The sequence below is a fragment of the Microbacterium capsulatum genome (assembly GCF_030865425.1).
GTDB lineage: Bacteria > Actinomycetota > Actinomycetes > Actinomycetales > Microbacteriaceae > Microbacterium > Microbacterium capsulatum.
Genome location: NZ_JAVFCB010000006.1, coordinates 248,042 through 271,260 on the forward strand (window position 1 = coordinate 248,042; position 23,219 = coordinate 271,260).

The 23,219-nt window shown below is 71.1% G+C and carries 19 protein-coding genes; 8 read left to right on the forward strand and 11 right to left on the reverse strand.

Annotation, left to right across the window (positions count from 1 at the left end; genetic code table 11):
• Window positions 1-47 precede the first annotated feature (47 nt).
• Complete coding sequence (locus RBR11_RS12270; RefSeq protein WP_308489634.1) at window positions 48-1,310, reverse strand: M24 family metallopeptidase; 1,263 nt, start codon at window positions 1,308-1,310, stop codon at window positions 48-50.
• A complete protein-coding gene (locus RBR11_RS12275) occupies window positions 1,307-2,245 on the reverse strand; it encodes an NAD(P)-dependent oxidoreductase (RefSeq protein WP_308489635.1) in 939 nt (312 codons plus the stop codon). The genes RBR11_RS12270 and RBR11_RS12275 overlap by 4 nt, the downstream gene beginning before the upstream one ends.
• Before the next feature lie 154 nt (window positions 2,246-2,399).
• Between RBR11_RS12275 and RBR11_RS12280 the strand changes: the two genes are divergently transcribed.
• Window positions 2,400-3,065, forward strand: coding sequence for a GntR family transcriptional regulator (locus tag RBR11_RS12280; RefSeq protein WP_308489636.1), 666 nt, complete (start codon window positions 2,400-2,402; stop codon window positions 3,063-3,065).
• A 38-nt stretch (window positions 3,066-3,103) separates the two neighbouring features.
• Here the strand turns inward: RBR11_RS12280 and RBR11_RS12285 are convergent, their stop codons facing one another.
• The 5 genes from RBR11_RS12285 to RBR11_RS12305 form a co-directional block, all read right to left on the reverse strand.
• Window positions 3,104-4,447, reverse strand: a complete 1,344-nt coding sequence (locus tag RBR11_RS12285; RefSeq protein WP_308489637.1) for an amidohydrolase family protein — start codon at window positions 4,445-4,447, stop codon at window positions 3,104-3,106.
• Window positions 4,448-4,457: 10 nt separating this feature from the next.
• Window positions 4,458-5,801, reverse strand: a complete 1,344-nt coding sequence (locus RBR11_RS12290; RefSeq protein ID WP_308489638.1) for an amidohydrolase family protein — start codon at window positions 5,799-5,801, stop codon at window positions 4,458-4,460.
• Window positions 5,798-7,150 carry an amidohydrolase family protein gene (locus RBR11_RS12295; RefSeq protein ID WP_308489639.1) on the reverse strand — a complete coding sequence of 451 codons (1,353 nt, stop codon included), beginning with the start codon at window positions 7,148-7,150 and terminating at the stop codon, window positions 5,798-5,800. Before RBR11_RS12295 ends, RBR11_RS12290 begins: the two co-directional genes overlap by 4 nt.
• Window positions 7,151-7,360: 210 nt before the next feature.
• On the reverse strand, window positions 7,361-8,947 hold the full coding sequence (locus tag RBR11_RS12300; protein WP_308489640.1) for an ABC transporter substrate-binding protein: 1,587 nt from the start codon (window positions 8,945-8,947) through the stop codon (window positions 7,361-7,363).
• A 193-nt stretch (window positions 8,948-9,140) separates the two neighbouring features.
• Complete coding sequence (locus RBR11_RS12305) at window positions 9,141-10,718, reverse strand: ABC transporter substrate-binding protein (RefSeq protein WP_308489641.1); 1,578 nt, start codon at window positions 10,716-10,718, stop codon at window positions 9,141-9,143.
• A gap of 148 nt (window positions 10,719-10,866) precedes the next feature.
• Here RBR11_RS12305 and RBR11_RS12310 point away from each other — a divergent pair, with 148 nt between their 5' ends.
• Window positions 10,867-12,504 carry an ABC transporter ATP-binding protein gene (locus RBR11_RS12310; RefSeq protein ID WP_308489642.1) on the forward strand — a complete coding sequence of 546 codons (1,638 nt, stop codon included), beginning with the start codon at window positions 10,867-10,869 and terminating at the stop codon, window positions 12,502-12,504.
• Window positions 12,505-12,532: 28 nt separating this feature from the next.
• Here the strand turns inward: RBR11_RS12310 and RBR11_RS12315 are convergent, their stop codons facing one another.
• Window positions 12,533-12,793: a hypothetical protein gene (locus tag RBR11_RS12315; RefSeq protein WP_308489643.1), complete on the reverse strand. Its 261-nt coding sequence runs from the start codon at window positions 12,791-12,793 to the stop codon at window positions 12,533-12,535.
• A gap of 106 nt (window positions 12,794-12,899) precedes the next feature.
• Between RBR11_RS12315 and RBR11_RS12320 the strand changes: the two genes are divergently transcribed.
• From RBR11_RS12320 to RBR11_RS12345, 6 genes are all read left to right on the forward strand, one after another.
• On the forward strand, window positions 12,900-14,459 hold the full coding sequence (locus RBR11_RS12320; protein WP_308489644.1) for a family 20 glycosylhydrolase: 1,560 nt from the start codon (window positions 12,900-12,902) through the stop codon (window positions 14,457-14,459).
• Window positions 14,456-15,625: an N-acetylglucosamine-6-phosphate deacetylase gene (nagA, locus tag RBR11_RS12325; RefSeq protein ID WP_308489645.1), complete on the forward strand. Its 1,170-nt coding sequence runs from the start codon at window positions 14,456-14,458 to the stop codon at window positions 15,623-15,625. Before RBR11_RS12320 ends, nagA begins: the two co-directional genes overlap by 4 nt.
• Before the next feature lie 501 nt (window positions 15,626-16,126).
• A complete protein-coding gene (locus RBR11_RS12330) occupies window positions 16,127-17,965 on the forward strand; it encodes a sigma-70 family RNA polymerase sigma factor (protein WP_308489646.1) in 1,839 nt (612 codons plus the stop codon).
• A 72-nt stretch (window positions 17,966-18,037) separates the two neighbouring features.
• Window positions 18,038-18,445, forward strand: coding sequence for a YrdB family protein (locus RBR11_RS12335; RefSeq protein ID WP_308489647.1), 408 nt, complete (start codon window positions 18,038-18,040; stop codon window positions 18,443-18,445).
• The gene (locus RBR11_RS12340; RefSeq protein WP_308489648.1) at window positions 18,442-19,845 is read left to right on the forward strand and encodes an FAD-binding oxidoreductase; all 1,404 of its coding nucleotides are present in this window, start codon (window positions 18,442-18,444) and stop codon (window positions 19,843-19,845) included. Before RBR11_RS12335 ends, RBR11_RS12340 begins: the two co-directional genes overlap by 4 nt.
• The gene (locus tag RBR11_RS12345; protein ID WP_308489649.1) at window positions 19,838-20,239 is read left to right on the forward strand and encodes an NUDIX hydrolase; all 402 of its coding nucleotides are present in this window, start codon (window positions 19,838-19,840) and stop codon (window positions 20,237-20,239) included. Before RBR11_RS12340 ends, RBR11_RS12345 begins: the two co-directional genes overlap by 8 nt.
• A gap of 4 nt (window positions 20,240-20,243) precedes the next feature.
• Here RBR11_RS12345 and nagB read toward each other — a convergent pair whose 3' ends face one another.
• From nagB to RBR11_RS12360, 3 genes are read right to left on the reverse strand one after another with little or no spacing between them, the layout of a single operon-like run.
• Window positions 20,244-21,023: a glucosamine-6-phosphate deaminase gene (gene nagB / locus RBR11_RS12350; protein WP_308489650.1), complete on the reverse strand. Its 780-nt coding sequence runs from the start codon at window positions 21,021-21,023 to the stop codon at window positions 20,244-20,246.
• On the reverse strand, window positions 21,016-22,014 hold the full coding sequence (locus RBR11_RS12355; RefSeq protein ID WP_308489651.1) for an ROK family protein: 999 nt from the start codon (window positions 22,012-22,014) through the stop codon (window positions 21,016-21,018). The genes nagB and RBR11_RS12355 overlap by 8 nt, the downstream gene beginning before the upstream one ends.
• Window positions 22,011-23,159: an ROK family transcriptional regulator gene (locus RBR11_RS12360; RefSeq protein WP_308489652.1), complete on the reverse strand. Its 1,149-nt coding sequence runs from the start codon at window positions 23,157-23,159 to the stop codon at window positions 22,011-22,013. The genes RBR11_RS12355 and RBR11_RS12360 overlap by 4 nt, the downstream gene beginning before the upstream one ends.
• Window positions 23,160-23,219: the final 60 nt, after the last annotated feature.

Below are 23,219 nucleotides of genomic sequence, written 5' to 3' on the forward strand. Positions count from 1 at the left end.
AGAGGCCTCGTCCAGCGGGTGACGAGGCCTCTCCTGTGTGCGCGGGGTCAGTACTCGTTGGCCACGAACAGCTCCTGCGCCGGGAACTTCGTCAGGATCTCGACGCCCTTCTCGGTGATCACGACCTCCTCCTCGATCCGCGCCGCCGAGACGCCGTCCGACGCCGGGCAGTAGGTCTCCATCGCGAAGACCATGCCGACCTGCAGCTCGACCGGGTTCTCCAGCGAGTTCAGCCGCGAGATGATCGGACGCTCGTGCAGGCCGAGACCGAGCCCGTGCGCGAACTGCAGTCCGAACGCCGACAGCTCGTCGTCGAACCCGAAGTCCTCGGCCTTCGGCAGAGTGCGCGCGACGACATCGGTCGTGGTCCCCGGCCTGATCGCGTCGATCGCAGAGTCCATCCACTCCCTCGCCTGCTTGTAGGCGTCGCGCTGGGACGTGGTGGCGCTGCCGACCCCGAACGTGCGGTAGTAGCACGTGCGGTAACCGTTGTACGAGTGGATGATGTCGAAGAACGCCTGGTCGCCGGGACGGATGATGCGGTCCGTGAAGTTGTGCGGATGCGGGTTGCACCGCTCCCCCGAGATCGCGTTGATCGCCTCGACCTGATCGCTGCCCAGCTCGTACAGCCGCTTGTTCGCGAGCGCGACGATCTCGTTCTCCCGGATCCCTGGCTTGAGCACGTCCACGATGTCCTGGTAGACCCCGTCGACCATGGCCGCGGCCTGGTTGAGGAGCATGATCTCGTCGACCGACTTGATCACGCGGGCGTCCAGCATCGACTGCTGCGCGTCGCGCACGGTGATGCCCTGACGCTCGAGCTCGAACAGGAACGGCGGCTCGACGATGTCCAGCCCCAGCGGGGCGTCCGCGAGCCCCTCCTCCTTCAGGATCGCCTTGATCTCGCTCACCGCATTGCGCATCAGCCCCGCTTCCGGCGCGACGGCGCCCCGGAAGCCCAGGAACCCGGCCTTGTAGTTCTCCTCCGCGATCCACGGCGAGTACAGCTTGTGGTGGCGCACCGCGGATCCGAAGTCCCAGAGGATCGGCTCCCGATCCGGGAACACGAGCGCGTACCGGATCATCTTGTCGCCGAGGGCGCCGCCGATCCAGGTCTGCGTCGTGTACCGGATGTTGTAGAAGTCGAAGAGCAGGAACGCGCCGCACCCGCTCGCGCGGATCGCGTCCTGCGCCCGCCCGAGCCGATACCGGCGCAACCGGTCGAAGTCGACGCGCTGCTCGTAGTCGACACCGGTGTGGCCCGGTGCGGCGAGTCGCCCCGCCGCATCGAGCGTGCGGTGCTCGCTCACGCGGACGCCTCAGGCGCGAGGCCGTCGTCGAACGGGACGGTCTCGGCGACGAGCTCGTAGCCCGAGCGGCGCGCCTGCTCGAGCAGCAGCGTGGCGAAGTCCTGCTCGACGTGTCCGGCGCCGATCGCCTCGGCCACGAGCATGTCGGTCGCGGCGGCGAGCGGCATCGGCACGCCGAGCTCCTTGCCCGCGCTGAGGCCGAGCTGCATGTCCTTGCGCAGCAGGATGTTGGTGAACGTCGGGTGGAAGTCGAGGTTGACCAGGGCCGGGGACTTGTAGCGGCTGAAGATCGATCCCATCACCGAGTCGTTCAGGAACTCCATGAAGGCGCCCCGCTCGACGCCGCCCCGCTCGACGAGCGTCGTGATCTCGGCGAGCGACTGGGTCACCACGCCGAGGTAGACGTTGTGGGCGATCTTGACGAGTCGGGCGACCTCGCCCTCGCCGACGTAGGTGGTGCCGCGGCCGAACAGCGCGAGCAGCGGCTGCACCTCGTCGAACACGGCGCGCGGGCCGGAGACCGCGACCGTGAGCTTGCCGGCGGCGATCACCTTCGGGTTGCCGCTCACGGGCGCGGCGAGGAACTCGGTGCCGCGCGCGGCGGCGCCCTCGCGGGCCTTGGCGGAGGCGTCGGTCGAGACGGTCGACGAGTCGACGATGATGCGCGGGGTGCGGTCGGGGTCCGTGAGCAGGCCGCCGTCGCCGAACAGCACGTGGTGCAGATCGTCCGAGGTCGACACCATGATGAAGACGATGTCACGGTCGGCCAGGTCGATCGGGCGGTCGACGATCTTCGCGCCCTTCTCGGTGAGCGGCTCGGCCTTCGCGCGGGTGCGGTTGTAGACGGCCACGTCGTGCCCGCCGTTGAGCAGCCGTGTCGCGAGCTGGTAGCCCATCCGGCCGGCGCCGATCCATCCGATGGCAGGTGCGGTCATGGTGTTTCTCCTCTGATACGTCGCCCGGGTGTCCGGGCAGGGGGTGAAGTTCTGATCCGATTCATCCGATCCCGGACGGTCGACCGGGGTGGAAGCGCGTGTATGGGGTGCGACTGGATACAATCGCGGGAGCGAAGCGGAAGGGGAGCCGGGAGTGGCGCGAGGTTCGGCGGGGCACGGGGCGACCGGCGCGATGCTCGCGGACGCGCTGCGGGAGGCGATCCTCGACGGGCGCTACGCCCCCGGAGAGCGGATCCGCCAGGACGAGCTGGCCGAGTCGCACGGCATCAGCCGGCTCCCGGTGCGCGAGGCGCTGCGCATGCTCGAGAGCGAGGGGCTCGTGACGGTCGTCGCCAACACCGGCGCCTGGGTGAGCGAGCTCAGCCTCGCGGAGTGCGAGGAGATGTACCGCATGCGCGAGCGGCTCGAGCCGCTCCTGCTCGGTCTCAACGTGCCCCTTCTGGACGAGGCGCTCATCGACCGTCTCGCCGAGCTCGCCGAACTCATGGAGCGCACCGATGACGTCGAGGAGTTCCTCCGGCTGGACTGGGAGTTCCACCTCTCGTCGGTGTCGGTCGCGCCGACGAGCGTGCTCGGGGACACCGTCGTGTCGCTGTGGAACCGCACCCAGCACTACCGGCGCGCGGTGTCCCGGCTGTTCTCCGCCGAAGGCGATCGCCGGATCCATTACGACCACCGGCTCATCGTCGGCGCACTGCGCGGCCGCGATGCCGTCGAGGCCGAGCAGATGCTCGCCGCGCACGTCCGCCGCAGCCGCCTGGAGCTGCTGCAGCACCCGGAGGTCTTCTCCCGGCGCTAGGACGTCCGCCCGCGTCATCCGCCCGGCCATGTCCGCACTCAGCCTTCCACGATGCGCATCACGCGCTCGCGGCAGTGCGCGTTGACCGCCGCCAGGTCGAGACGGTCGGCGTCGGTGAGCACGCCGTCGCGCTTGCGCACGACGCCGCCGATGATCACGTGGCTGACCTCGTGCGAGCTCGGCGTCGACATGACGACGTAGGCCGCCGGGTCCTCGAGCACGACGTCGCCCGGCTCGGGCCGGACGACGATGACGTCGGCGAGCTGCCCCGGCGCGATCCGTCCGAGGTTCTCGTAGCCGAGCGCGAGGGCGCCGTTGTACGTGCCCGCCTCGACCACCTCGTCGAGCGTGAGGGTGTGCGGATCCAGCGCGTACGGACCGCCGAACCGGCCGCCCTCGCGGGCGTCGAGCCGGTCGAACACGTTGAGCACCGCCCAGAACTGCCGCATCTGCGCGAACTCGCTGATCGGGATGATGCCCGGGGGCACGTCGACGCTCAGTGCGAGCCGGACTCCGGCCCGCACCGCGCGGTTCCACATGGCCGGGGACTTGCCCGAGCTCACCTCGGAGTACGGCGAGACCGACAGGACGACGTCGTGCTCGGCGAGCGCCTTCAGCTCGATCTCGGAGGCGCGGTTGCCGTGCGAGGGGACGATGTCGCTGCCGAGGAGACCGGCCTGGTCCATCCTGTGGAACTCGCCGATCTCGTTCGCGTGGAACGTCATGCGCGCGCCCATGTCGCGGCTCGCGCCGATGTCCTGCACGAACTGCTCCCAGAGCCGTCCGCCGTCCGGCGTCACCAGCGCGACACCCGGATCGATCAGCGCGTCGCCCCGCGTCGCCTCGCGCAGCCGCGCGACATCCGCGATCCGTGCGGCGCGGGCCGCGTCGAACTCCGCCGCGGGGGCGGTGTAGGGCTTGCGCGAGCCGACCGCCAGCATGACCCGCTGGCCGGTCTCACGGTATGCGCTCACCGCGCCGTCGGTGTGCGCGTCGGTGGTGTTCGCGCCGTGCATGAAGTCGAGCACACCGGTGACGCCGTTGTTGATCCCGTCCATGCTCGCGCCGAGCGTGGACTCGTACGTGTCGACGCTCTGGTAGCCGGCGCCCGTCTTCCAGAGCAGCTCGATGTAGTCGTACTTCGTGTTCTTGCGCATCATGATGCCGCGCCAGCCGTACTCCCACACGTGCAGGTGGGTGTCGACCAGCCCGGGCATCACGATCGAGCCGCGGGCGTCGATAACCTCCGCGCCTGTGATGTCGGCGTCCGGGCCGACAGAGACGATCGTGTCGTCCTCGATCACGACGTCGACGCCGTGCCGCAGGGGCTGCGCCGGATCGGCGGTGAGCACGGCTCCCCCGGTGATGACGATGCGGGTCATCGGATCCTCCTCACCGGTCCTCGATCATGGCGAGCACCCGCTCCTGCGAGCGCGCGTTCATGGCGGGGATGTCGATCGAGTCCGCGGCGACGAGACGCCCGCCGCGCTTGCGCACGGTTCCGCCGATGATCACCTCGGACACCTCGCTCGCGTGCGGCGTCGCGCGCACCACGTAGGCCGCGGGGTCGCGCAGTGCGATCGCATCGGTGGGCCGGACGACGATGACGTCGGCGAGCTGCCCGGGCGCGATCCGCCCCAGGTTGTCGTAGCCGAGCGCCACCGCCCCGTTCACGGTCGCCGCCTGGACCGCGTCCTCGAGGGTGAAGGACTGCGGGTCGAGGTCGAAGTCGAGCTCGTAACGGCCGCCCTCGCGGGCGTCCAGCCGGTCGAAGGTCGTCACCGAGGCCCACAGCTGGGTGAGCTGGGCGAACTCGCTGAGCGGCATGATGCTCGGCGGCGTGTCGATGCTGATCGCCACCTTCACGCCCTGCTCGACGGCGCGGATGAACACCCCCGGCGACTTGCCGGAGTTGATCTCGGTGTGCGGCGAGACCGAGAGCACGACGCCGTGTTCGGCCAGAGCCTTCAGCTCGTGGCGCGAGGCGCGGTTGCCGTGCGACGGGACGATGTCGCTGCCGAGCAGGCCGGAGCGCTCCATCTCTCGGAACTCGCCGACCTCGTTCGCGTGGAAGGTCATGCGGGCGCCGATCTCGCGGCTCTCCGTGACATCGGCCACGAACATCTCCCAGAGCGGGCCTGGGCGCGGTGTGATCAGGGCCGTGCCCACGTCGATGAGCCCGTCGTCCCGTGTCGCGTCCCGCAGACGGGCGACATCGGCGATCCGCGCCGCGCGCGACTGCGAGAAGTCCTCGTCCGACGCGCTGTTGGCGCGGAGAGCGCCGATCTCGAGCAGCGCGCGCTGTCCGGTCACGCGATAGGCCTCGACGGCAGCGTCGGTGTGCTCCGCCGTGCCGGTCGCTCCGTGCATGAAGTCGAGCACGCCGGTCACGCCGTTGGCGATCGTCTCCAGGCCGGCTCCGACGATCGAGTCATGCACGTCCTGCGGCGAGTATCCGGCGCTGGTCTGGAAGAGCAGCTTCATGTAGTCGACGGGGCCGTTCTTGCGCATCACGGTCCCGCGCCAGCCGTACTCCCACGCGTGCAGGTGCGTGTCGATGAGACCGGGCATGACGATGGATCCCGAGGCGTCGATCACCTCGGCGCCGGTGGTTTCGGCGCCAGGGGCGATCGAGACGATCGTGTCGTCCTCGATCACGACGTCGACGTCCCGCAGCACGGGACTGTCGTCGTCTGCCGTCAGCACCACTCCGCCGGTGATCACGATGCGGCTCATGAGTCGTTCCTCTCTCCGTCCACGACGCGGCGTCGCACGGCGCTGTTCTTCCTCTTCAGTTCCTCGGCGTCCACGTCGACGAGCGCGAAGTCGCGCTTGCGCACGACGCCGTCGACCACGACGGCCTCGACCTGCGACCCGGAGCCGTACTGCACGAGGTAGGGGGCGGGATCCGCGAGAGCGATGTCCGGGTCATCCGGGCGCACGACGATGACGTCGGCGAGGGCGCCGGGCTCGAGGATCCCCAGCCGGGCATCCTTCCCGGCGAGCGAGTACGCGCCGCCTCGGGTCGCCACGCGCAGCGCGCCCTCGTACTCCAGGGTCGACCGTTCCAGCGTCGAGTCCACCGGATAGCGGCCGAGCCGCCGCGCCTCTTCGGCGTCCAGTGCCTTCATCAGGAGCATGAGCACGCGGATCTGCTGCCACAGGTTGACCGGATCGGTGCTCGGGGTGTCGATGCCGATGCCGACCGGGATGCCCCGGCGCAGGGCCCGGCGCATGATGTGCGGCGACCATCCCGCGCCGACTTCGGACTCCGGGGTCGCCGACAGCGCCGTCCGGGAGGCGACGAGCATGTCCACCTCGTCGCTGTTCGCGGTGTTGGAGTGCACCACGATGAGGTCCGGGCCGAGCCGGTCGTTCTCGGCCAGCAGGGCGATCTCGCCCGGGCGGTTCTGGTGGAAGGTGAGCTGGAGCCCGAGCGAGCGGCCGAAGTCGATCTCGCTGAGCACGCGCTGCTCGCGACCGGGCGCCGGCGTGAGCAGACCGAGCGCGACGGTGACGAGCGGGTCGGTCTCGGACGCGACGAGCTGCGCGAGCTCGGTCACCGTGTCCAGGCGCTCCTGCCGCGCCGCTTCGAACCGCTCCGGGTCGGCCGCCTCCTCCACGTCCGAGGTGCTGCCGACCGCGAACAGCGTGCGCTGCCCCGTCGACCGGTGGGCATCGAAGGCGGCGCGGACGTGCGCGGGCGTGTCGTTCGCGCCGTGCGCGAAGTCGAGCACGCCGGTGATCCCCAGGTCGAGCTGGGCGAGGCTGCAGCCGCGGACGGCGTCGTACGTGTCCTCGGGGGTGAAGCGGTGACGGTACAGCTCGAACTTCTTGACGTAGTCGAGGAATCCGTGCCCGCGCACGAGGGCCCCACGGATGCCGAACTGCCAGGAGTGCGTGTGCGTGTCGATCAGACCCGGCATCACCAGGGCGCCGGTCGCGTCGAGGATCTCGGCGCCCTCCGCGTCGAGGTCGGTGCCGATCGCCGCGATCCGATTGCCCTCGATGAGGACGTCCGAGGTGGTGGGAACGGCGCCGTCTTCGGCGGTGACGACGACACCGCCCTTGATCAGGAGTGACATGGGGACCTTTCGTAGGAGTCGGCACCGGGTGGGATGCCTGTCCGCCTGGTGGGTTGGTTCAGGGGGCGACCGGCGCGCATCGGGCCGAAGCCGCCGATCGGTTCACGGGGCGTGCCCGCGGTGATCTTCTGCGCGCCGTGGGGCGAAGCGCCGTGCTGCGGGCTCCACGGCGGGCGGGGCACAGGATCCCCGCCCGCCCGGGAGGCGTCCTCAGGAGGTGAGGCCGGCGCGCATCGCGTAGATGCCGCCCGTGGGGCCGTACTGCACGCCCGCCACGCTCTTGCCCGCGCCGTGGATCACCGCGGTGCGCACGAGGTACATGAGCGGAAGATCCTCGTTGATGAGGGTCTGGACCTGCCCGTACAGCGCCTTCTGCTTCGTCGGGTCGGCGGTCTTGCGCAGCTGGTCGACGAGAGCGTTCATCTTCGGGTTGTCGTAGCCGCGCTGGTTCAGGAAGGCGCCGGGGTCGAGCTGGATGTTGCCCGCGGGATCGGCCACGCCGGTCCACTGCCCGATCGAGAGGTCGTTCTTGCCCGCCTTGGTGTCGGCCGTGTTCGTGGTGGTGTCGGTGGGCTTGAGCTGGATGTCGAAACCGGTCTCCTTGCCCATCGCCTGGACGAGGGTCGCGATCTGGGAGAACTCGGTACTGGACGAGAACTCGAGCACGACCGGGACCGGCGTCTTCGCGCCCGCCTTCTTCAGGTCGGCCTTCGCCGCCTTCGGGTCGTACGTGATGCACGCCTGCGCCTCGGGGCTCGACAGCGGGCTCTTCTCGTTCATGAAGGAGCAGGTCGGCGGGAACAGGCTCGCGTACACCGTGTCTGAGATCACCTTCCGGTCGATGCTCTCCACCAGGGCGCGGCGCACGAGCGGGTCGGAGAGGGTCTTGGTGTTCATCGACAGGTTGACGAAGCCGCGGCCGGGGTAGCTGATCAGGGACAGGTCGCTGTTGCCCTTGAGCGCCGCGATGTCCTTGGGCGAGAGCTGCTGGATGACGTTGAACTGCCCGGACTGAAGGTTCGTGAACCGCACGCTCGGGTCGGCCACCACCTTGAACTCGATCGCGTCGAGGTGCAGCGACTTCTCGTCGTAGAAGTTCTTGCCGGGGTCCCGCTCGATCCGCACCGTGTCCGTGGTCTGCGTCTTCAGCACGAAGCCGCCCGCGCACACCGGCGCCGTCCCGAACGCGTCGCCCATCTTCTGCACCGCCGTCGGCGAGACCGGGTAGCCGGAACGGCCGGTGAACACGTCGCTGAACGCGGCGGGCGTCGTCGGACCGGCGAAGTCGATCTTGACCGTCTTCGGGTCGACGACCGTCATCGCCGTCACCGAGGAGAGGTCGCCGGCGCGCTGACTGCCCTTCATGGTCTTGTTGCGGTCGTACGTGAACTTGACGGCAGCGGCGTCGATCGGCGTGCCGTCGGTGAACTTCAGCCCGTCGCGCAGGGTGACCGTCGCCGACGAGCTGTCCGAGTTGAACTTCGGCGCCGAGGCGGCGAGGGCCGGCTGCAGCTTGCCGTCGACCGACTCACGATAGAGCGGCTCGCACAGGGTGCTGAGAATGCTGGACGACACGAGGGTCTGCGAGAGAGACGGATCCACGGAACCGATCGACGTGCCGGCCAGGCCGATCGTCAGAGTTCCGCCGTCCTTGATCTTCGCGCTCGCGGACGATGCCGGCGTCGACGCGGGCACCGATCCTCCCGAGCAGGCCGACAGGACCAGACCGGTGACGATCGCCGTCGCGGCGAGCGCGATTCCCCGAGTCCCGATCCGCGAGACCTTCCTGCGCATCATCTCTTGCTCCTTTGCTTCGGTGATGCAAACGTTTGTTGTCTCCCATACTGCCCGAGACGTCGATGGTTCCGCAAGGGCCATATTGCGGCGGGAATCACATTATCGGGACGGTGAGCCATGACAGCACACGTTTGCAGGACGAGACGGAGGGGCGGGCGCGCCGTCGCGCACCCGCCCCTCCGCACGGCGCTCGCTACTTCGCGAACCCGGCGTGCATGGCGGAGAAGCCGTCCGACGCCGTGAGGTTCAGTCCCTTCACGGCCTTCTTGATCCCATGGATGAGCGCGTTGTGGGCGATGTACACGACGGGCACCTCGGTGTTCAGGATCTCCTGGATCTGGTCGTACAGCGGCTTCGCCTGGGCCGGATCGGGTGTGACCAGGATCTTGTCGTACAGCGCGTTCACGCGGTCGTCGTTCCACGGGTACGAGTTCAGGAACGCACCCGGGGTGAGCATCAGGTTGCTGATCGGATCCGCACCGCCCGTGTACGAGTTGATCCCGGCGTCGTTCCGGCCGGCTCGCGTGTCGGCGAGCACCGAGGCGGTGTCGGTCGGCTTGAGCGACACCTCGAAGCCGGTCTGCTTCGCCATCGCCTGCACCAGAGTGGCGAGCTGCGATCGCTCCGGTGTGGACGAGTACTCCAGGACCACCTTGACCGGCGTCGTCACCCCGGCGGCGGCCAGGTCCTTCTTGGCCTGAGCGGGGTCGTAGGGGATGCAGGCCTGGTTCTTGGGATCGGCCATCGGGCTCTGCGGCTGGATGAAGGTGCACGCCGGCGTGTAGACGCCTTCCCACACGGCCTTCGAGATCGCCTTGCGGTCGATGCTCTCGGCGAAGGCCTTGCGCACGAGCGGCTGGGCCATCGTCTTCGGATTCAGCAGGATGTTGACGTAGCCGCGCCCGGGGTACTGCGTCACGTCGATCGAGGAGTCGGACTTCGCCGTCGAGAGGTCCTTGGGCGACAGGTCCTGGATGACGTCGAACTGCCCGGACTGCAGGTTCGCGTAGCGGACGCTCGGGTCGGCGACGACCTTGAACACGATCGAGTCCAGGTGCAGCGACTTCTGGTCGTAGTAGGTCTTCGCCGGGTCGCGCTTGAGCGTCACCGTGTCGGTCGTCTGGGAGTCCAGCACGAAGCCCCCGACGCAGACGGGGTGGGTGGCGAACTCGGCCCCCATCGAGGTGAAGGCCTTGGGCGACAGCGGATAGGCCGCGCGGCTCACGAAGGCGTCCTGGAACGCGCCGTCCGAGGTCGGCCCGTCGAAGACGAACTTCAACGTCGTGGGATCGACGACCTGGATGTCCTTGATGATCTCGAGGTCGCCGGCCCGCTGGCTGCCCTTGAGCGTCTTGTTCCGTTCGAACGTCTGCTTGACCGCGTCCGCGTCCATGGCGGTGCCGTCCGTGAAGGTCACTCCGCTGCGGATCTTCACGGTCGCCGTGGTCCGATCGGACGAGAACTGCGGCCGCTCGGCGAGCTGGGGGACGAGCTTGCCGTCCACGCTCTCGTCGTAGAGCGGATCGCACAGGGCGGCGATCACGCTCACCGAGACGAGGGTGTTGGCCAGGGTGGGATCCAGCGACCCGGTCGAGGTCCCGTTGAGCGCGATCGTCAGAGTGCCGCCTTCCGCCCATGCCGTCCTCCCGGCGGGGGAGGTCCCGGGCTGTGGTGCCGCACCGGAACACGAGGTCAGCGCCACGGCGGCCGCGAGCACGGCGCCCGCGGTCGCGCTCCGGACCGCCCTCCGCGGCGAACGAGTATGAGTCATCATTGAGCTCCTTCGGGTATCACGAATTGCAAACGATTGCGTCGAAGTTTCTATCGCGGACCCGCAATCCCCGCAAGAGCCCGGAGGCACATCGTTATCCATTGGATCCGATTGACAACACACGATTGCACCGCCTACTTTCGAGAGCATGATCCCTGCCGCATCGGGAGCAGTGCCGCTCCTCAGCATCGAGAACCTCTCGATCCACTTCGAAACGGTTCGAGGCACCGTCAGCGCCGTCAAGGACGTCACGTTCCAACTCGAAGCCGGGCGACGTCTCGCGGTCGTCGGCGAGTCCGGGTCCGGGAAGTCGACCACCGCCTCCGCCGTGCACCGCCTGCTCCCGCCGAACGCCAAGGTCGAGGGTTCGATCCGCCTCGACGGCGAGGAGATCACGACGATGTCCACGTCGCGGATCCTTCGGCTGCGCGGACGGGAGGTCGGATACGTCCCGCAGGATCCGCTGTCCAATCTCAACCCCGTCCAGCGCATCGGCAAGCAGCTGATGCACGCGATCCGCGTGGGCAGCCCCTCCCTCTCCCACGACGAGCTGCGCACGCAGGCCATCGACGCCCTCGACCGGGTGGGCATCCCGCAGCCCGCTCGGCGCATCGACCAGTTCCCGCACGAGTTCTCCGGTGGCATGCGCCAGCGCGCGCTCATCGCGATGGGGATGGCCTGCCGTCCGCGGCTGCTCATCGCCGACGAGCCGACCTCGGCTCTCGATGTCACCGTGCAGCGCCGGGTCCTGGACCTCATCGACGACCTGACCCGGGAGCAGGGCACAGCGCTGCTGTTCATCACGCACGACCTGGGCCTGGCCGCCGAGCGCGCCGACGACGTCGTCGTGATGAAGCTCGGCGAGGTCGTCGAGCGCGGCACGGCCGAGCAGGTGCTCTCCGCCCCGAAGGGCGCGTACACCCGCGAGCTCCTCGCCGCCGCCCCCAACCTCACCTCCGCGCGTCTGGTCGACGCCGCACCGCCTGAGGCGGCGCCCATCCTCGAACTGGAGGCGGCGACCAAGATCTTCGGCCACCGCACGCTCACCGGCAAGGACAACCGGATCATCGCCGCCGAGGGCGTGTCACTGACGGTCTCCCCCGGCGAGACGGTCGCGATCGTGGGCGAATCCGGATCCGGCAAGTCGACGACCGCACGGATGATCCTCGGCCTCGAGGTGCCCACCTCCGGAACCGTCCGGTTCGACGGGGCCTCCCTCGCCCGTCTCGGCCATGCCGGCAGGTTCGCCTACCGCGCCGAGGTCCAGCCGGTGTTCCAGAACCCCTACGCGTCGCTCGATCCGCGGTTCACGATCGGCCAGAGCATTCGCGAGCCTCTCGACGTGCACCGTCGCGGGACCCCCGCAGAGCGCAAGGCCCGGGTCGCGGAACTGCTCGGCCTGGTCTCGCTGGATCCGCAGGTGGCCACACGATTCCCGCACGAACTCTCCGGCGGGCAGCGGCAGCGCGTCGCCATCGCGCGCGCGCTCGCGCTCTCGCCGAAGGTCATCGTGCTGGACGAGGCCGTGTCGGCCCTCGACGTGGTCGTGCAGGCGCAGATCCTGAAGCTGCTCGTCTCGCTGCAGCGCGAGCTCGGACTGGCGTACATCTTCGTCAGCCACGACCTCGCCGTCGTCCGGCAGATCTCCCACCGCGTGCACGTGATGAGCGCAGGCCGGATCGTCGAGTCCGGCTCCCCGGAGGAGCTGTTCGCCGCGCCCAAGGACCCGTACACCGCGGCGCTCATCGAGGCGATCCCCGGCTACGCGGTCGCGCCGGGAGTCTGAGCGCGCTCCCGAAGGCCCCGCCCGGCTCTCACGTGGCCACCTGTACAACCCCGACGACCGCAAGAGCGCAGGCAGCGACCCCCATACCGACCGCGCAGACACCAACGACCGCCGCCCAGAACGCCGGATGCGCGTGTTGCATGATGTCGCCGATGGCCTGCCCGAACAAGATTCGCGCGAAGTTCTCCTGTCCCCGCCCGAACTTTTTGCGAAACTTGACCATTAGAACTCCGGCAACGATGACAATCGGCCCTGCAATCGCATTCGCCGTGATCTGCTCCCACCCCACGACCTCATCATGCCGGACATCGTTGCGGTCGTCATGACTTCGCCGGGAGTGCGCTCAGCCCCCGAGTCAGGCGATCACCACGCTCACCGCACGGTAGGTTTTGTTCATGGTCCTGCATGATGCGCCGGCGCTCATCCCGTTCCCCTCCTCCGTCCGCGTCGGCGAGGGATCCGTCCCGCTCGCGTCCGTGCGGATCACGGGAGAACCGAACGCGGCCGCCCTGCTGCGCGACGACCTCGCGGAGCGGATCGGCGCGGACGCGATCCACGACGGCGGAACGACGCTGATCGCACTCGCGATCGATCCCGCCATCGGCGAGACCGAGGGCTACGCGCTCGAGGCCTCCGGCGACGCGATCCGGGTCGCGGGGCACGATGCGGCGGGCCTCCGCAACGGCACACGCACGCTCCTCCAGCTGCTGCGCCGCGACGACGCCGGCTGGTCCGTCCCGGCCGTGAGCATCGCCGACGCTCCGCGCTTCGCCTACCGGGGGGTCATGCTCGACGTCGCCCGGCACTTCTTCGGCGTCGACGACGTGAAGCGGTTCATCGACCGCGCCGCCGGGCTGAAGTTCAACCATCTGCACGTGCATCTCACCGACGACCAGGGCTGGCGCATCCAGGTCGACGCCTGGCCGCTGCTCGCCGACCGCGGCGGCGCGAGCGATGCGAGCGGCGGATCCGGCGGCTTCTTCACGAAGGACGACTACCGCGAGATCGTCGCCTACGCCGCCGCCCGGCACGTGACGGTCGTCCCCGAGATCGATCTGCCGGGGCACACCCACGCCGCCGGGGTCGCCTATCCCGACCTCGTCGAGGAACCGTGGATCAGCGAGAAGACGATCACCGAGTCGGAGCAGCTCGGCCAGCCGCTCCCCGCGCACGGCGTGCCATACGCGGGCTGGGCCGTCGGGCACTCGTCGGTGCGGATCCACGAGGAGCGCACCTACGGCTTCATCCAGGACGTGCTCAGCGAGCTCGCCGAGCTCACCCCGGGCCCGTACCTGCACATCGGCGGGGACGAGTGCCTGGGCACGCCGGCCCCGGACTTCGCGCTGTTCTTCCGCCGGGTGAGCAGGATCGCCGCCGCGACGGGCAAGACGCCGATCGCCTGGCACGAGGCGGGCGCCGCCGAGGACCTCGCGGAGGGGATGATCGGGCAGTACTGGGCGGGCGTCGAGCCCGAGGGCGCGCATGGCGAGCACGCCGCGCATTTCGCGGAGCGGGGCGGCGCGCTGATCCTCTCCCCCTCCGACCGCGCGTACCTCGACATGAAACCGTCCGCCGACTTCCCCCTCGGCCTCGCCTGGGCTGGGACCGTGCCGCTGCGCACCGCCTACGACTGGGAGCCCACGGCGGTGCTCGACGGCGTCCCGGCGAGCGCGATCCTCGGCATCGAGGCGCCGCTGTGGACCGAGACCGTGACGACGCTCGCGGAGGCCGACCGGCTGATGTTCCCGCGCATCGCGGCGCACGCCGAGATCGGGTGGTCCGCGCCCGGCGGCCCGCAGCGCACCTGGGACTCGTTCCATGCGAGAGTCGCGCAGCTCGCCCCGGCGTGGGAGGCTTCCGGCATCGCCGTCGACCGCGCCACCCTGGATGTGGGCGATCACGACGTCCTTCCCCCGACCGCCACCGCTGCGACCAGCACCGAGGAGAACGCATGAGCACGACCGAGAGCTCCGAGCGCGGGACGCTCGTCATCCACTCCGCCCGGATCGCGTCCGGCGGATCCGTCGTCGAGGACGGCTGGGTCCGCTTCGAGGACGGCGTCGTCGCGGCGCGCGGGACGGGCGATGGCTGGGCTCCCGCCGACGTCGTGGTGGACGCGACCGAGGCCGCAGGCGCCGGTGCGATCCTCACGCCCGGATTCCTCGACATCCACGGGCACGGCGGCGGCGGCGCCGCGTTCGACGACGGCGCCGCGGCGATCCGCACGGCCCGGGCCATGCACCGCGCGCACGGCACCACCCGTGCGGTCGTGTCGCTCGTGACCTCGACCCTGGACCTGCTCGCCGACCGCGTCTCGGCGATCGCGGATCTGATGGAGACGGATCAGGATCTGCTCGGCTCGCACCTGGAGGGGCCGTTCCTCGACGTGGGCCACAAGGGCGCGCACGACCCCGAGCTGCTGCGCGCACCGGACGCCGACGCCGTCCGCCGCCTGCTCGACGCCGGCCGCGGCACGGTCCGGCAGGTGACGCTCGCGCCCGAGCTGGAGGGCGGGCTGGACGCCATCCGGATGGTCGTCGCGGCGGGAGCCGCGGCGGCCGTCGGGCACACCGACGCAGACGACGACACCCTGCGCGCGGCGTTCGATGCCGGCGCCACGATCCTCACGCACGCGTTCAACGCGATGCGGCCGGTGCACCACCGCGAGCCCGGTCCGGTGCTCACCGCCGCGCACGACGAACGCGTCACACTCGAGGCGATCGCCGACAACATCCACCTGCACCCGCACATCATCAAGCTCGTGTTCGACGAGGCACCGGGACGGGTCGCGCTCATCACGGACGCCATGGCCGCAGCCGGGTCGGCCGACGGCGAGTACCTGCTCGGCGCGCTGCGGGTCACCGTCACCGACGGCGTCGCACGGGTGGACAGCGGCTCGATCGCCGGATCGACCCTCACCCAGGACGTCGCGCTCCGGCGCGCGCTCGAGGCCGGCGTCGCGCTGCCCGACGCGGTCGACGCGCTGACCCGCACGCCGGCGCGCGCGATCGGCGTCGCAGACCGGCTCGGCGTGCTCGAGCCCGGGTTCCTCGCCGACGCGGTGCTGCTGAGTGCCGACGCGACGGTCGCGCGGGTCTGGACGGGCGGCGCCCTGCGCTGAACGACAGCGGGGCGGCGTCGACCGACGCCGCCTCGTGGCGCGTGGGAGGCCGCCGCGCTTCTGGCGCGGCGACCTCGCGCGGCCCCGCGGTTCACCAGCCCGGCTGGATCCCCGGCGCGTCCTCCGGTTGCGGAGCAGGCGGCCCGGGAACTCCTCCCCCGAGGCTCCCGGACCGACCTGGCCGGCGGATCCCGGTCCGCCGAAAGCCTGCGCGCACCGCCCCCCGGTGGCCCGCGCAGACCGTCTCCGATGGTGGAGACGGCGATCGGCACGATCCATTACGCGGGTTCCGGGATCTTCTTCCGAACTTCTCCCGCGTCCGGCGACGTCCCTCACCCGGAGGACGCTCGCACGTGTGACGCATCGATGCGGGCGCATCGATTTCCGGATCGGCCTGGCGGGTTCCCGCGCGAAGGTGAAGAATGGGGAACTCCGCGTGACGAGAAACCCAGAGTCCGCGTCTTCCCGGATGACACCGCATCCGCCCATGAGAACCGATCGATGACCGACCAGACCCCCACCGCCCCGATCGACGCCGGCGAGGCGCCGGCACGCAGTGACGCCGATCTCGTCCTGCGTTCCCGGTCCGGCGACGCCGAGGCGTACGGCGAGTTGTGGCGACGGCACTACGGTGCGGGGATCGGCGTGGCGCGCGCGATCACGAGCACGTTCGACGCGGACGACCTCGTGCAGGAGTCCTTCGCCCGCATCTACCAGGCGATCCGGAAGGGCGGGGGCCCGACCGGATCGTTCCGCGCCTACCTCTTCACGAGCATCCGCAACACCGCGGCCGGCTGGGGCAGAGCCCGCCGGGAGACCGCGGTCGACGAGCTCGACGCCGTCGCCGACCCCGCCTCCACCGATCAGGCGGCCGACGAGGCCCTCGACAACAGCCTGTCGGCACAGGCCTTTCGCAGTCTCCCGTCGCGCTGGCAGGAGGTGCTCTGGTACACCGAGATCGAGCAGATGAAGCCGGCCGAGGTCGGCGTGCTGCTCGGCTTGAACGCGGGGGCGACCGCGCAGCTGGCGTTCCGGGCCCGTGAGGGCCTCCGCGAGGCGTGGATCCAGGCGCACCTCGGCACGGCCGAGGTCGGATCGGTCCACGAGTGGACGATCGAGCGCCTCGGCGCGTACGCCCGCGGCAACCTGGGCGTCCGCGACCGCGCCAAGCTGGAGGACCACCTCGGCGACTGCGCGCGCTGCCTGATCGTCGCGGCGGAGGCCGAGGAGGTCTCGCACCGGCTCGCGCTCGTGCTGCTGCCGCTCGTGCTCGGCGTCGGCGGATCCGGTGCCTACCTGGCGATGCTGCAGAGCGGCGCCGCTCCCGTGGTCGCCCTCGCCGCCATGCCGTCGAGCGTCGTCCACGGAGCCGTCCTGGTCGGATCCGGGACGGTCGGCGCGGCGAGCGGATCGGCCGGCGGGACGGGTTCGGGTGCCACGGGATCCGCAAGCGCCTCGGGCGGATCCGGATCCGCTCTCGTCACCGGGATCGGGGCGCTCGTGGGTGCGGGATCGGCCGCCCTCGTGATCGCGGGAGCCATCGTCGCGTCCGCCGTCGTGCCCGGCCTGACCGCGAACCCCTCCTCCACGTCGGCGCCTTCGGCGAGCGACCTGGCCGAGTCGAGCATCGTCGCCCAGGTGACGCCGCCGAAGGACGTCCCGGCGCCGCCGCAGCCCGCGCCGCCCGCGCCGCCCCTGCCCGCTCCGCCCGTCGACCCTCCGCCCGCGCCGGTGCCCGCTCCCGCGCCCGTCCCGCCGCCCGCCCCGCCCGTCGCCGCTCCGGCGCCGCTCGCCGACAGCGCGGCCGCGGCCCCTCCCACCGCGTCGAAGCCGGCGGGCCCCGGCACGACCGGCCCCGGAACGACCAATCCCGGTACGACCAATCCCGGTACGACCAACACGGGCACGACCAACTCCGGCACGACCAACTCCGGCACGACCAACTCCGGCACGACCAACTCCGGCACGACCGACCCCGGCACGACCAACCCCGGCACGACCAACCCCGGAACGACCGCCCCGGGCACTCCGCCGTCGACCGCCCTCGCGCTCGGCACCGTCTCGATGACGTGCGCACCCGCCTCGCCCGGCGGTCACCACGTCCTGGTGACCGTACCGCTCACCGGCGCACCGGGAGCGACCGTCCAAGCCACGATCTCCGGCGTCACCGGCACCGCGGAGAGCGTCCTGGGTCCCTCCGGATCGGGCGTCTTCGTCCTTCCGCTGCTGACCGGCCAGGTCGACCGCGGTGCGTCGGTGACCTTCTCCTACGCGCTCGGGGCACAGCTCGGCGCCCCCGCGACGCTCGATCTGAACTCGACGGGCCCCGCGCACTGTTAGGACGTGCACTGCGAGGAACGGGGCCCCCGGCCCCCGGCGGTCCCCACCGCCCGGCCGCGTAGAATTGCAGGCATGTCCGCCGACACGCCTGCCTCCGAGACCCCCGGCGCGACGCCGTCGCTGCCCCGTCCGCAGGGGGTCCTGCCCCGCGCGACGCCCCTCGACATCATCCGCGTCGTCATCCTGGTCGTCGCGCTCGCCTCGCTCGCGCTCTGGGGCTTCGTCGCCTGGACGATGCCGTGGAACATCGTCGCCGCGATCGGCGCCCCGCTGATCACCCTGCTGCTGTGGGCGCTGTTCCTGTCCCCGCGGCCCGTGCTCACGGTGCACCCGTTCCTTCGCGCCGCGGTCGAGCTGCTCATCTACGCCGGCGTCACGATCGCCTGGTGGACCATGGGCCAGGCCTGGATCGGCCTCGGCTTCGCGGTGGTCGCCGTGGCCGCGGGAGTCGTCGCCGGGCGTCGCACGCTGTCCCGATGACGCACGCCGTCGTCGACCGGCTCCGCGCCGCCCTCGGAGACCGGGTCGACACCGCACCCGCGACCCTCGAGGATGCGCGGGCCGACCGCTCCGGCCATTCCTCCTCCGGCGCCCCGCTCGCCGTCGTGCACGCCGCCTCGGTCGAGGACGTGCAGGCGACGCTGCGGATCGCGCACGCGACCGGCACGCCCGTCGTGGCCCGCGGCGCGGGCACCGGCCTGGCCGGGGCCGCCAACGCCGGCCCGGGCGAGATCGTGCTCTCCACGATGAACCTGCGCCGGGTGCTCGAGATCCGCCCCGACGACCTTCTCGCGGTCGTCGAACCCGGCGTCCTGAACGGCGAGCTCGACGCGATCCTCGCCCCGCACGGCCTGTGGTGGCCGCCGGATCCGGCCAGCCGCGACATCTCCACGGTCGGCGGCAACATCGCGACCGGCGCCGGCGGACTGCTGTGCGCGAAGTACGGCGTGGTGCGCGACGCCGTCCTCGGCGTGGACCTCGTGCTCGCCGACGGACGGCTGCTGCACCTCGGGCACCGCAGCGTGAAGGGCGTCACGGGCCTGGATCTGACCTCGCTCGTGATCGGCTCCGAGGGGCGCCTCGGCATCATCGTGGGCGCGACGCTGAAGCTGCGCCGGATCGTGCCCGGCACCCCCTGCACGATCGTCGCGACCTTCCCGGACGTGCGCTCGGCCGCGGGCGGATCCGCCGCGGTCACCGCGAGTGGTGCGCAGCCCGCGATCATGGAGCTCATGGATGCGCGCTCGCTCGCGGCCGTGCACGCCCTGCTCGAGCTGGATCCGCCCGCCGAGGGCCTCGCTCAGCTGACGATCCGGACCGACGGCCCCCTGGCCGCGGCCGAGGCCGCGCAGATCGCCGAGGTGCTGCGCACCGCCGGCGGCGCGGTGACCGTCACCGACGACGCCGCCGAGGGCGAGCGGCTGTTGCGGATCCGCCGCTCCATGCACGCCGCGATGCTCACGCTCGGCACCACCCTCATCGAGGACGTGTCGGTGCCGCGCAGCGCGCTGCCGGACATGTTCGACGAGATCGCCCGGATCGAGCGCGAGTTCGGCGTGCCGATCCCGACCGTCGCGCACGCCGGCGACGGCAACCTGCACCCGAACTTCGTCACGGACGAACCGGAGATCCCCGACGTGATCTGGCGCGCCGCAGAGGAGCTGTTCCGCGCGGCGATCCGGCTCGGCGGCACGCTGACCGGCGAGCACGGGATCGGCGTGCTGAAGAGCCGCTGGCTGGCCGAGGAGCTCGGCGAGGACCAGTGGGACCTGCAGCAGCGGATCGTCCGCGCGTTCGACCCCACCGGGATCCTGAACCCCGGGAAGGTCTTCGAGGAGGGGCCGGCCTTCGAGACGGGGCCGGAGGGATCCGATGCCTGACATCCACGTCTCGGCCGCGATCATCACCGACCGGACCGGCCGCGTGCTCGTGGTGCGCAAACAGGGCACCGAGCGGTTCATGCAGCCCGGCGGCAAACCGGAGCCGGGCGAGACCGCCGCACAGACGCTCGTCCGCGAACTGCACGAGGAGCTCGGACTTCACGTCGACGAGGCCGACCTGCGTGCGCTGGGCGTGTTCGTGTCGGCCGCCGCGAACGAGCCCGGCCATCGTGTCGTCGCGACGGCGTTCGCGATGACCGCCGAGCCCGGCGACGTGCAGGTTCAGGCCGAGCTCGCCGAGCTGCGCTGGATCACCGCCGGCGACGTCGACGGCCTCCCGCTCGCCCCGCTCAGCGAGGAGCACCTGCTCCCGATCGCGTGGCCCCGCGCCTGATCCGTCAGATCCCCTGCCAGGCGGGCTTGTTCGCGAACGTGTACCGGTAGTAGCCGGCGAGCTTCAGCTTCGACGCGGCGGCCTCGTCGACGACCACGGTCGCGTGCGGGTGCAGCTGGATCGCGGAGGCCGGCATGAACGCCGACAGCGGGCCCTCGACGGCGTCGGCGATCGCCTGCGCCTTGCCCTCGCCGTACGCCAGCAGCACGAGGTGCCGCGCCTCCAGGATCGTGCCGAGCCCCTGCGTGATGCAGTGCCGCGGCACCTGCTCGAGCGAGTCGAAGAACCGGGCGTTGTCCTCACGGGTCTGCTCGGTGAGCGTCTTCACGCGGGTGCGGGAGGCGAACGAGGATCCCGGCTCGTTGAAGCCGATGTGCCCGTCGGTGCCGATTCCGAGCAGCTGCAGGTCGACGCCGCCGGCCGCGTGGATCCGCGCGTCGTACTCCGCGCCGGCGTGCTCGATGCCGGCCTCCGCGCCGTCCGGCACGTGCACGAGGGACGGCGTGAGCCCGAGCGGCTCGACGACCTCGCGGGTGATCACGGAGCGGTAGCTCTCCGGGTGGGCCGGGTCGAGGCCGACGTACTCGTCGAGCGCGAAACCGCGCACGCGCGACACGTCGGTGCCGGCGAGCTGCTCGCGCAGGGCGGCGTAGACCGGCAGCGGGGTGGATCCGGTGGCGAGGCCCAGCACCGCGTCCGAGCGACGGGCGATCAGCCGCGCGATCTCGGCGGCGACCAGCTCGCCGGCGGCCTGGGAGTTCTCGACGATGACGACTTCAGCCATGCACGGCCCCTTCCGGTTCGATATCGGCTCCGGCCGTATCGGCTTCGATGTTCACGTGGTCCGTGTGCGGGTTCTCGCCGTGCAGCAGGGCCGCGCCCACGAGGGCGGCGCCGAGCGACGCCGCCGGCGACCCGGCCGGCAGCAGCTCGATCCTCTCCTCCACGCGCAGGGATGCCAGGAACGGCGACTCCGCGGCATCGCGCCGCAGACGGTCCCGCAGGTCGTCGAGCAGGCGGTCGCCGAGCGCGGTGACCCCGCCGCCGAGCACGACGGTCTCCACGTCCGCGCTCAGCACGAGGCTGCGCACCGCGGCGGCCGCGCCGAACGCGATCCCTTCGCGCAGTTCGACCGCGAGCGGATCCCCCTTCTCCGCGAGATCGAAGACGTCGCGCAGCGGAAGCTCGCCTCCGCGCCCCCACGCCTTCATGACGGCGCCGCCGCCGCAGAACGTCTCGATGCAGCCGTGCTGGCCGCAGCCGCAGACCCGACCGCGGGGGTCGATCGAGATGTGCCCGACCTCGCCCGCGGTGCCCCGCGCGCCGCGCCACAGCATGCCGCCGATCACGACGCCTGCCGCCACCCCGGTGCCGAGGTTGAGGTACGCCATCGAGTGCGCGTCGCCGCGGAGGGACCCGGCGCCGACCGCCGCGGCCTTGACGTCGTTCTCGATCGCGACCGGCACGGGGATCCGTGCCCGCACGGCCGAGGCGAGGTCGAGTTCGTCGACCCCGAGGTTGACCGCATGCAGGACCCGGCCGCCGGGGGCGTCGACGAGTCCGGGGATGCCGATCCCGATCGAGACGACGTCGGCCACGGCGAATCCGCCGGCGGCCGCGAGCGCCTCGATCGCGTCGTGCACGGCGGCGATCACGGCCTCGTCGCCCCAGCCGGTGGGGATCCGGGTGCGCGCGAGGATCGTGTCGTCCTCGCCGAGCCCGAGTGCCTCGATCTTCGTCCCGCCGACGTCCAGTCCGACCCGCACGGCGGTCACGAGACCCCCAGCTGTCCGGAGAGCACCATCACGGCGGCGCCGCGCAGCACGATGTCGTCCTGCGTGGTGAGCCGGATCACGACGTCGTCGTAGACGCCCTCCAGGGTGCGCGCGGTGAGCGCGGCGATGGCGGCGTCGATGAGCGTGCCGTCGAGCAGATCGGCGGGGCCGGCGAGCACGATCTCGGCGAGGTCGAGCGCCGCGACGACCGGCGCGATCGCGACGCCGAGGCGGGTGCCGGCCTCGCGCAGCACGTCCTCGGCCTCCTCCTCGGTCGCGTCGGCCAGTCGTCCGCGCAGGTTCGAGGCGCTCAGCCAGGCCTCGAGGCAGCCGTTCTTGCCGCACGCGCAGCGCGGGCCGCCATCGGTGCCGACCACGACGTGCCCGATCTCACCCGCGGCGAACCGGCTGCCGACGAGCGGCTGATTGTCGGAGATGAGCCCGGCGCCGACGCCGCGGCCGATCTTGATGAGCAGCATGTCCGCGCGGGCCTGGCCGAACGTGTACTCGGCGAGCACCGCGGCGTTCGCGTCGTTGCGCACCATCACCGGCAGGTCGAGGGCGGCGCCGAGCATCCGCTGGAGCGGGAAGTCGGTCCAGTCCAGATTCGGCGAGCTCAGGACGACACCGTCCGGGCGGACGATGCCGGGGGCGCCGACGCCGACGCCGAGCACCGGCACGGGCGACAGCGCGACGAGCTCCCGGGCCATGTCGCGGACGACCTCGAACGCGGCCGTGCCTCCGCTCGGCCGCGGCGCCTCGCGCCGTTCCAGCACCTCGCCGTCGAGGCTCATCAGGGCCCCCTCGAACACGCCGGGGCCGGAGAGGTCGATGCCGACGATGCGATGGCCGGAGCGATCGATGTCGATGAGGATCGGCGGTTTGCCCGGCCCGGTGGTCTCGCGGACCCCCTTCTCCACGACGATGCCGTCGTCGATGAACTCGGCGACGAGGTCGGAGATCGTGACGCGCGTGAGCCCCGTCTCGCGGGACAGGTCCGCCCGGCTCATCGCCCCGGAGTGGTACAGCGTCTGCAGCACGAGCGAGCGGTTGTGCCCCCTGGCCTGCTCGGGCAGCACCTTCCCGCGGGAGCGCAGATGACGCGCAGACCCGAACGAGTGCGGGTTGGGTGCACCGGTGCTCATCGGGCGCCGCCGCTCATCCGTGGGACCATGTTTGTTAGTACACCTTACGAATCGGGTGAA

Bases quoted from the DNA above. Each gene is read 5' to 3' on its own strand.
- RBR11_RS12275 (WP_308489635.1), bottom strand. From the start codon at position 2,245: ATGACCGCACCTGCCATCGGATGGATCGGCGCCGGCCGGATGGGCTAC.
- RBR11_RS12285 (WP_308489637.1), bottom strand. From the start codon at position 4,447: ATGACCCGCATCGTCATCACCGGGGGAGCCGTGCTCACCGCCGATCCG.
- RBR11_RS12290 (WP_308489638.1), bottom strand. From the start codon at position 5,801: ATGAGCCGCATCGTGATCACCGGCGGAGTGGTGCTGACGGCAGACGAC.
- RBR11_RS12295 (WP_308489639.1), bottom strand. From the start codon at position 7,150: ATGTCACTCCTGATCAAGGGCGGTGTCGTCGTCACCGCCGAAGACGGC.
- RBR11_RS12300 (WP_308489640.1), bottom strand. From the start codon at position 8,947: ATGATGCGCAGGAAGGTCTCGCGGATCGGGACTCGGGGAATCGCGCTC.
- RBR11_RS12305 (WP_308489641.1), bottom strand. From the start codon at position 10,718: ATGACTCATACTCGTTCGCCGCGGAGGGCGGTCCGGAGCGCGACCGCG.
- RBR11_RS12310 (WP_308489642.1), top strand. From the start codon at position 10,867: ATGATCCCTGCCGCATCGGGAGCAGTGCCGCTCCTCAGCATCGAGAAC.
- RBR11_RS12320 (WP_308489644.1), top strand. From the start codon at position 12,900: ATGGTCCTGCATGATGCGCCGGCGCTCATCCCGTTCCCCTCCTCCGTC.
- nagA (WP_308489645.1), top strand. From the start codon at position 14,456: ATGAGCACGACCGAGAGCTCCGAGCGCGGGACGCTCGTCATCCACTCC.
- RBR11_RS12330 (WP_308489646.1), top strand. From the start codon at position 16,127: ATGACCGACCAGACCCCCACCGCCCCGATCGACGCCGGCGAGGCGCCG.
- RBR11_RS12335 (WP_308489647.1), top strand. From the start codon at position 18,038: ATGTCCGCCGACACGCCTGCCTCCGAGACCCCCGGCGCGACGCCGTCG.
- RBR11_RS12340 (WP_308489648.1), top strand. From the start codon at position 18,442: ATGACGCACGCCGTCGTCGACCGGCTCCGCGCCGCCCTCGGAGACCGG.
- RBR11_RS12345 (WP_308489649.1), top strand. From the start codon at position 19,838: ATGCCTGACATCCACGTCTCGGCCGCGATCATCACCGACCGGACCGGC.
- nagB (WP_308489650.1), bottom strand. From the start codon at position 21,023: ATGGCTGAAGTCGTCATCGTCGAGAACTCCCAGGCCGCCGGCGAGCTG.
- RBR11_RS12360 (WP_308489652.1), bottom strand. From the start codon at position 23,159: ATGAGCACCGGTGCACCCAACCCGCACTCGTTCGGGTCTGCGCGTCAT.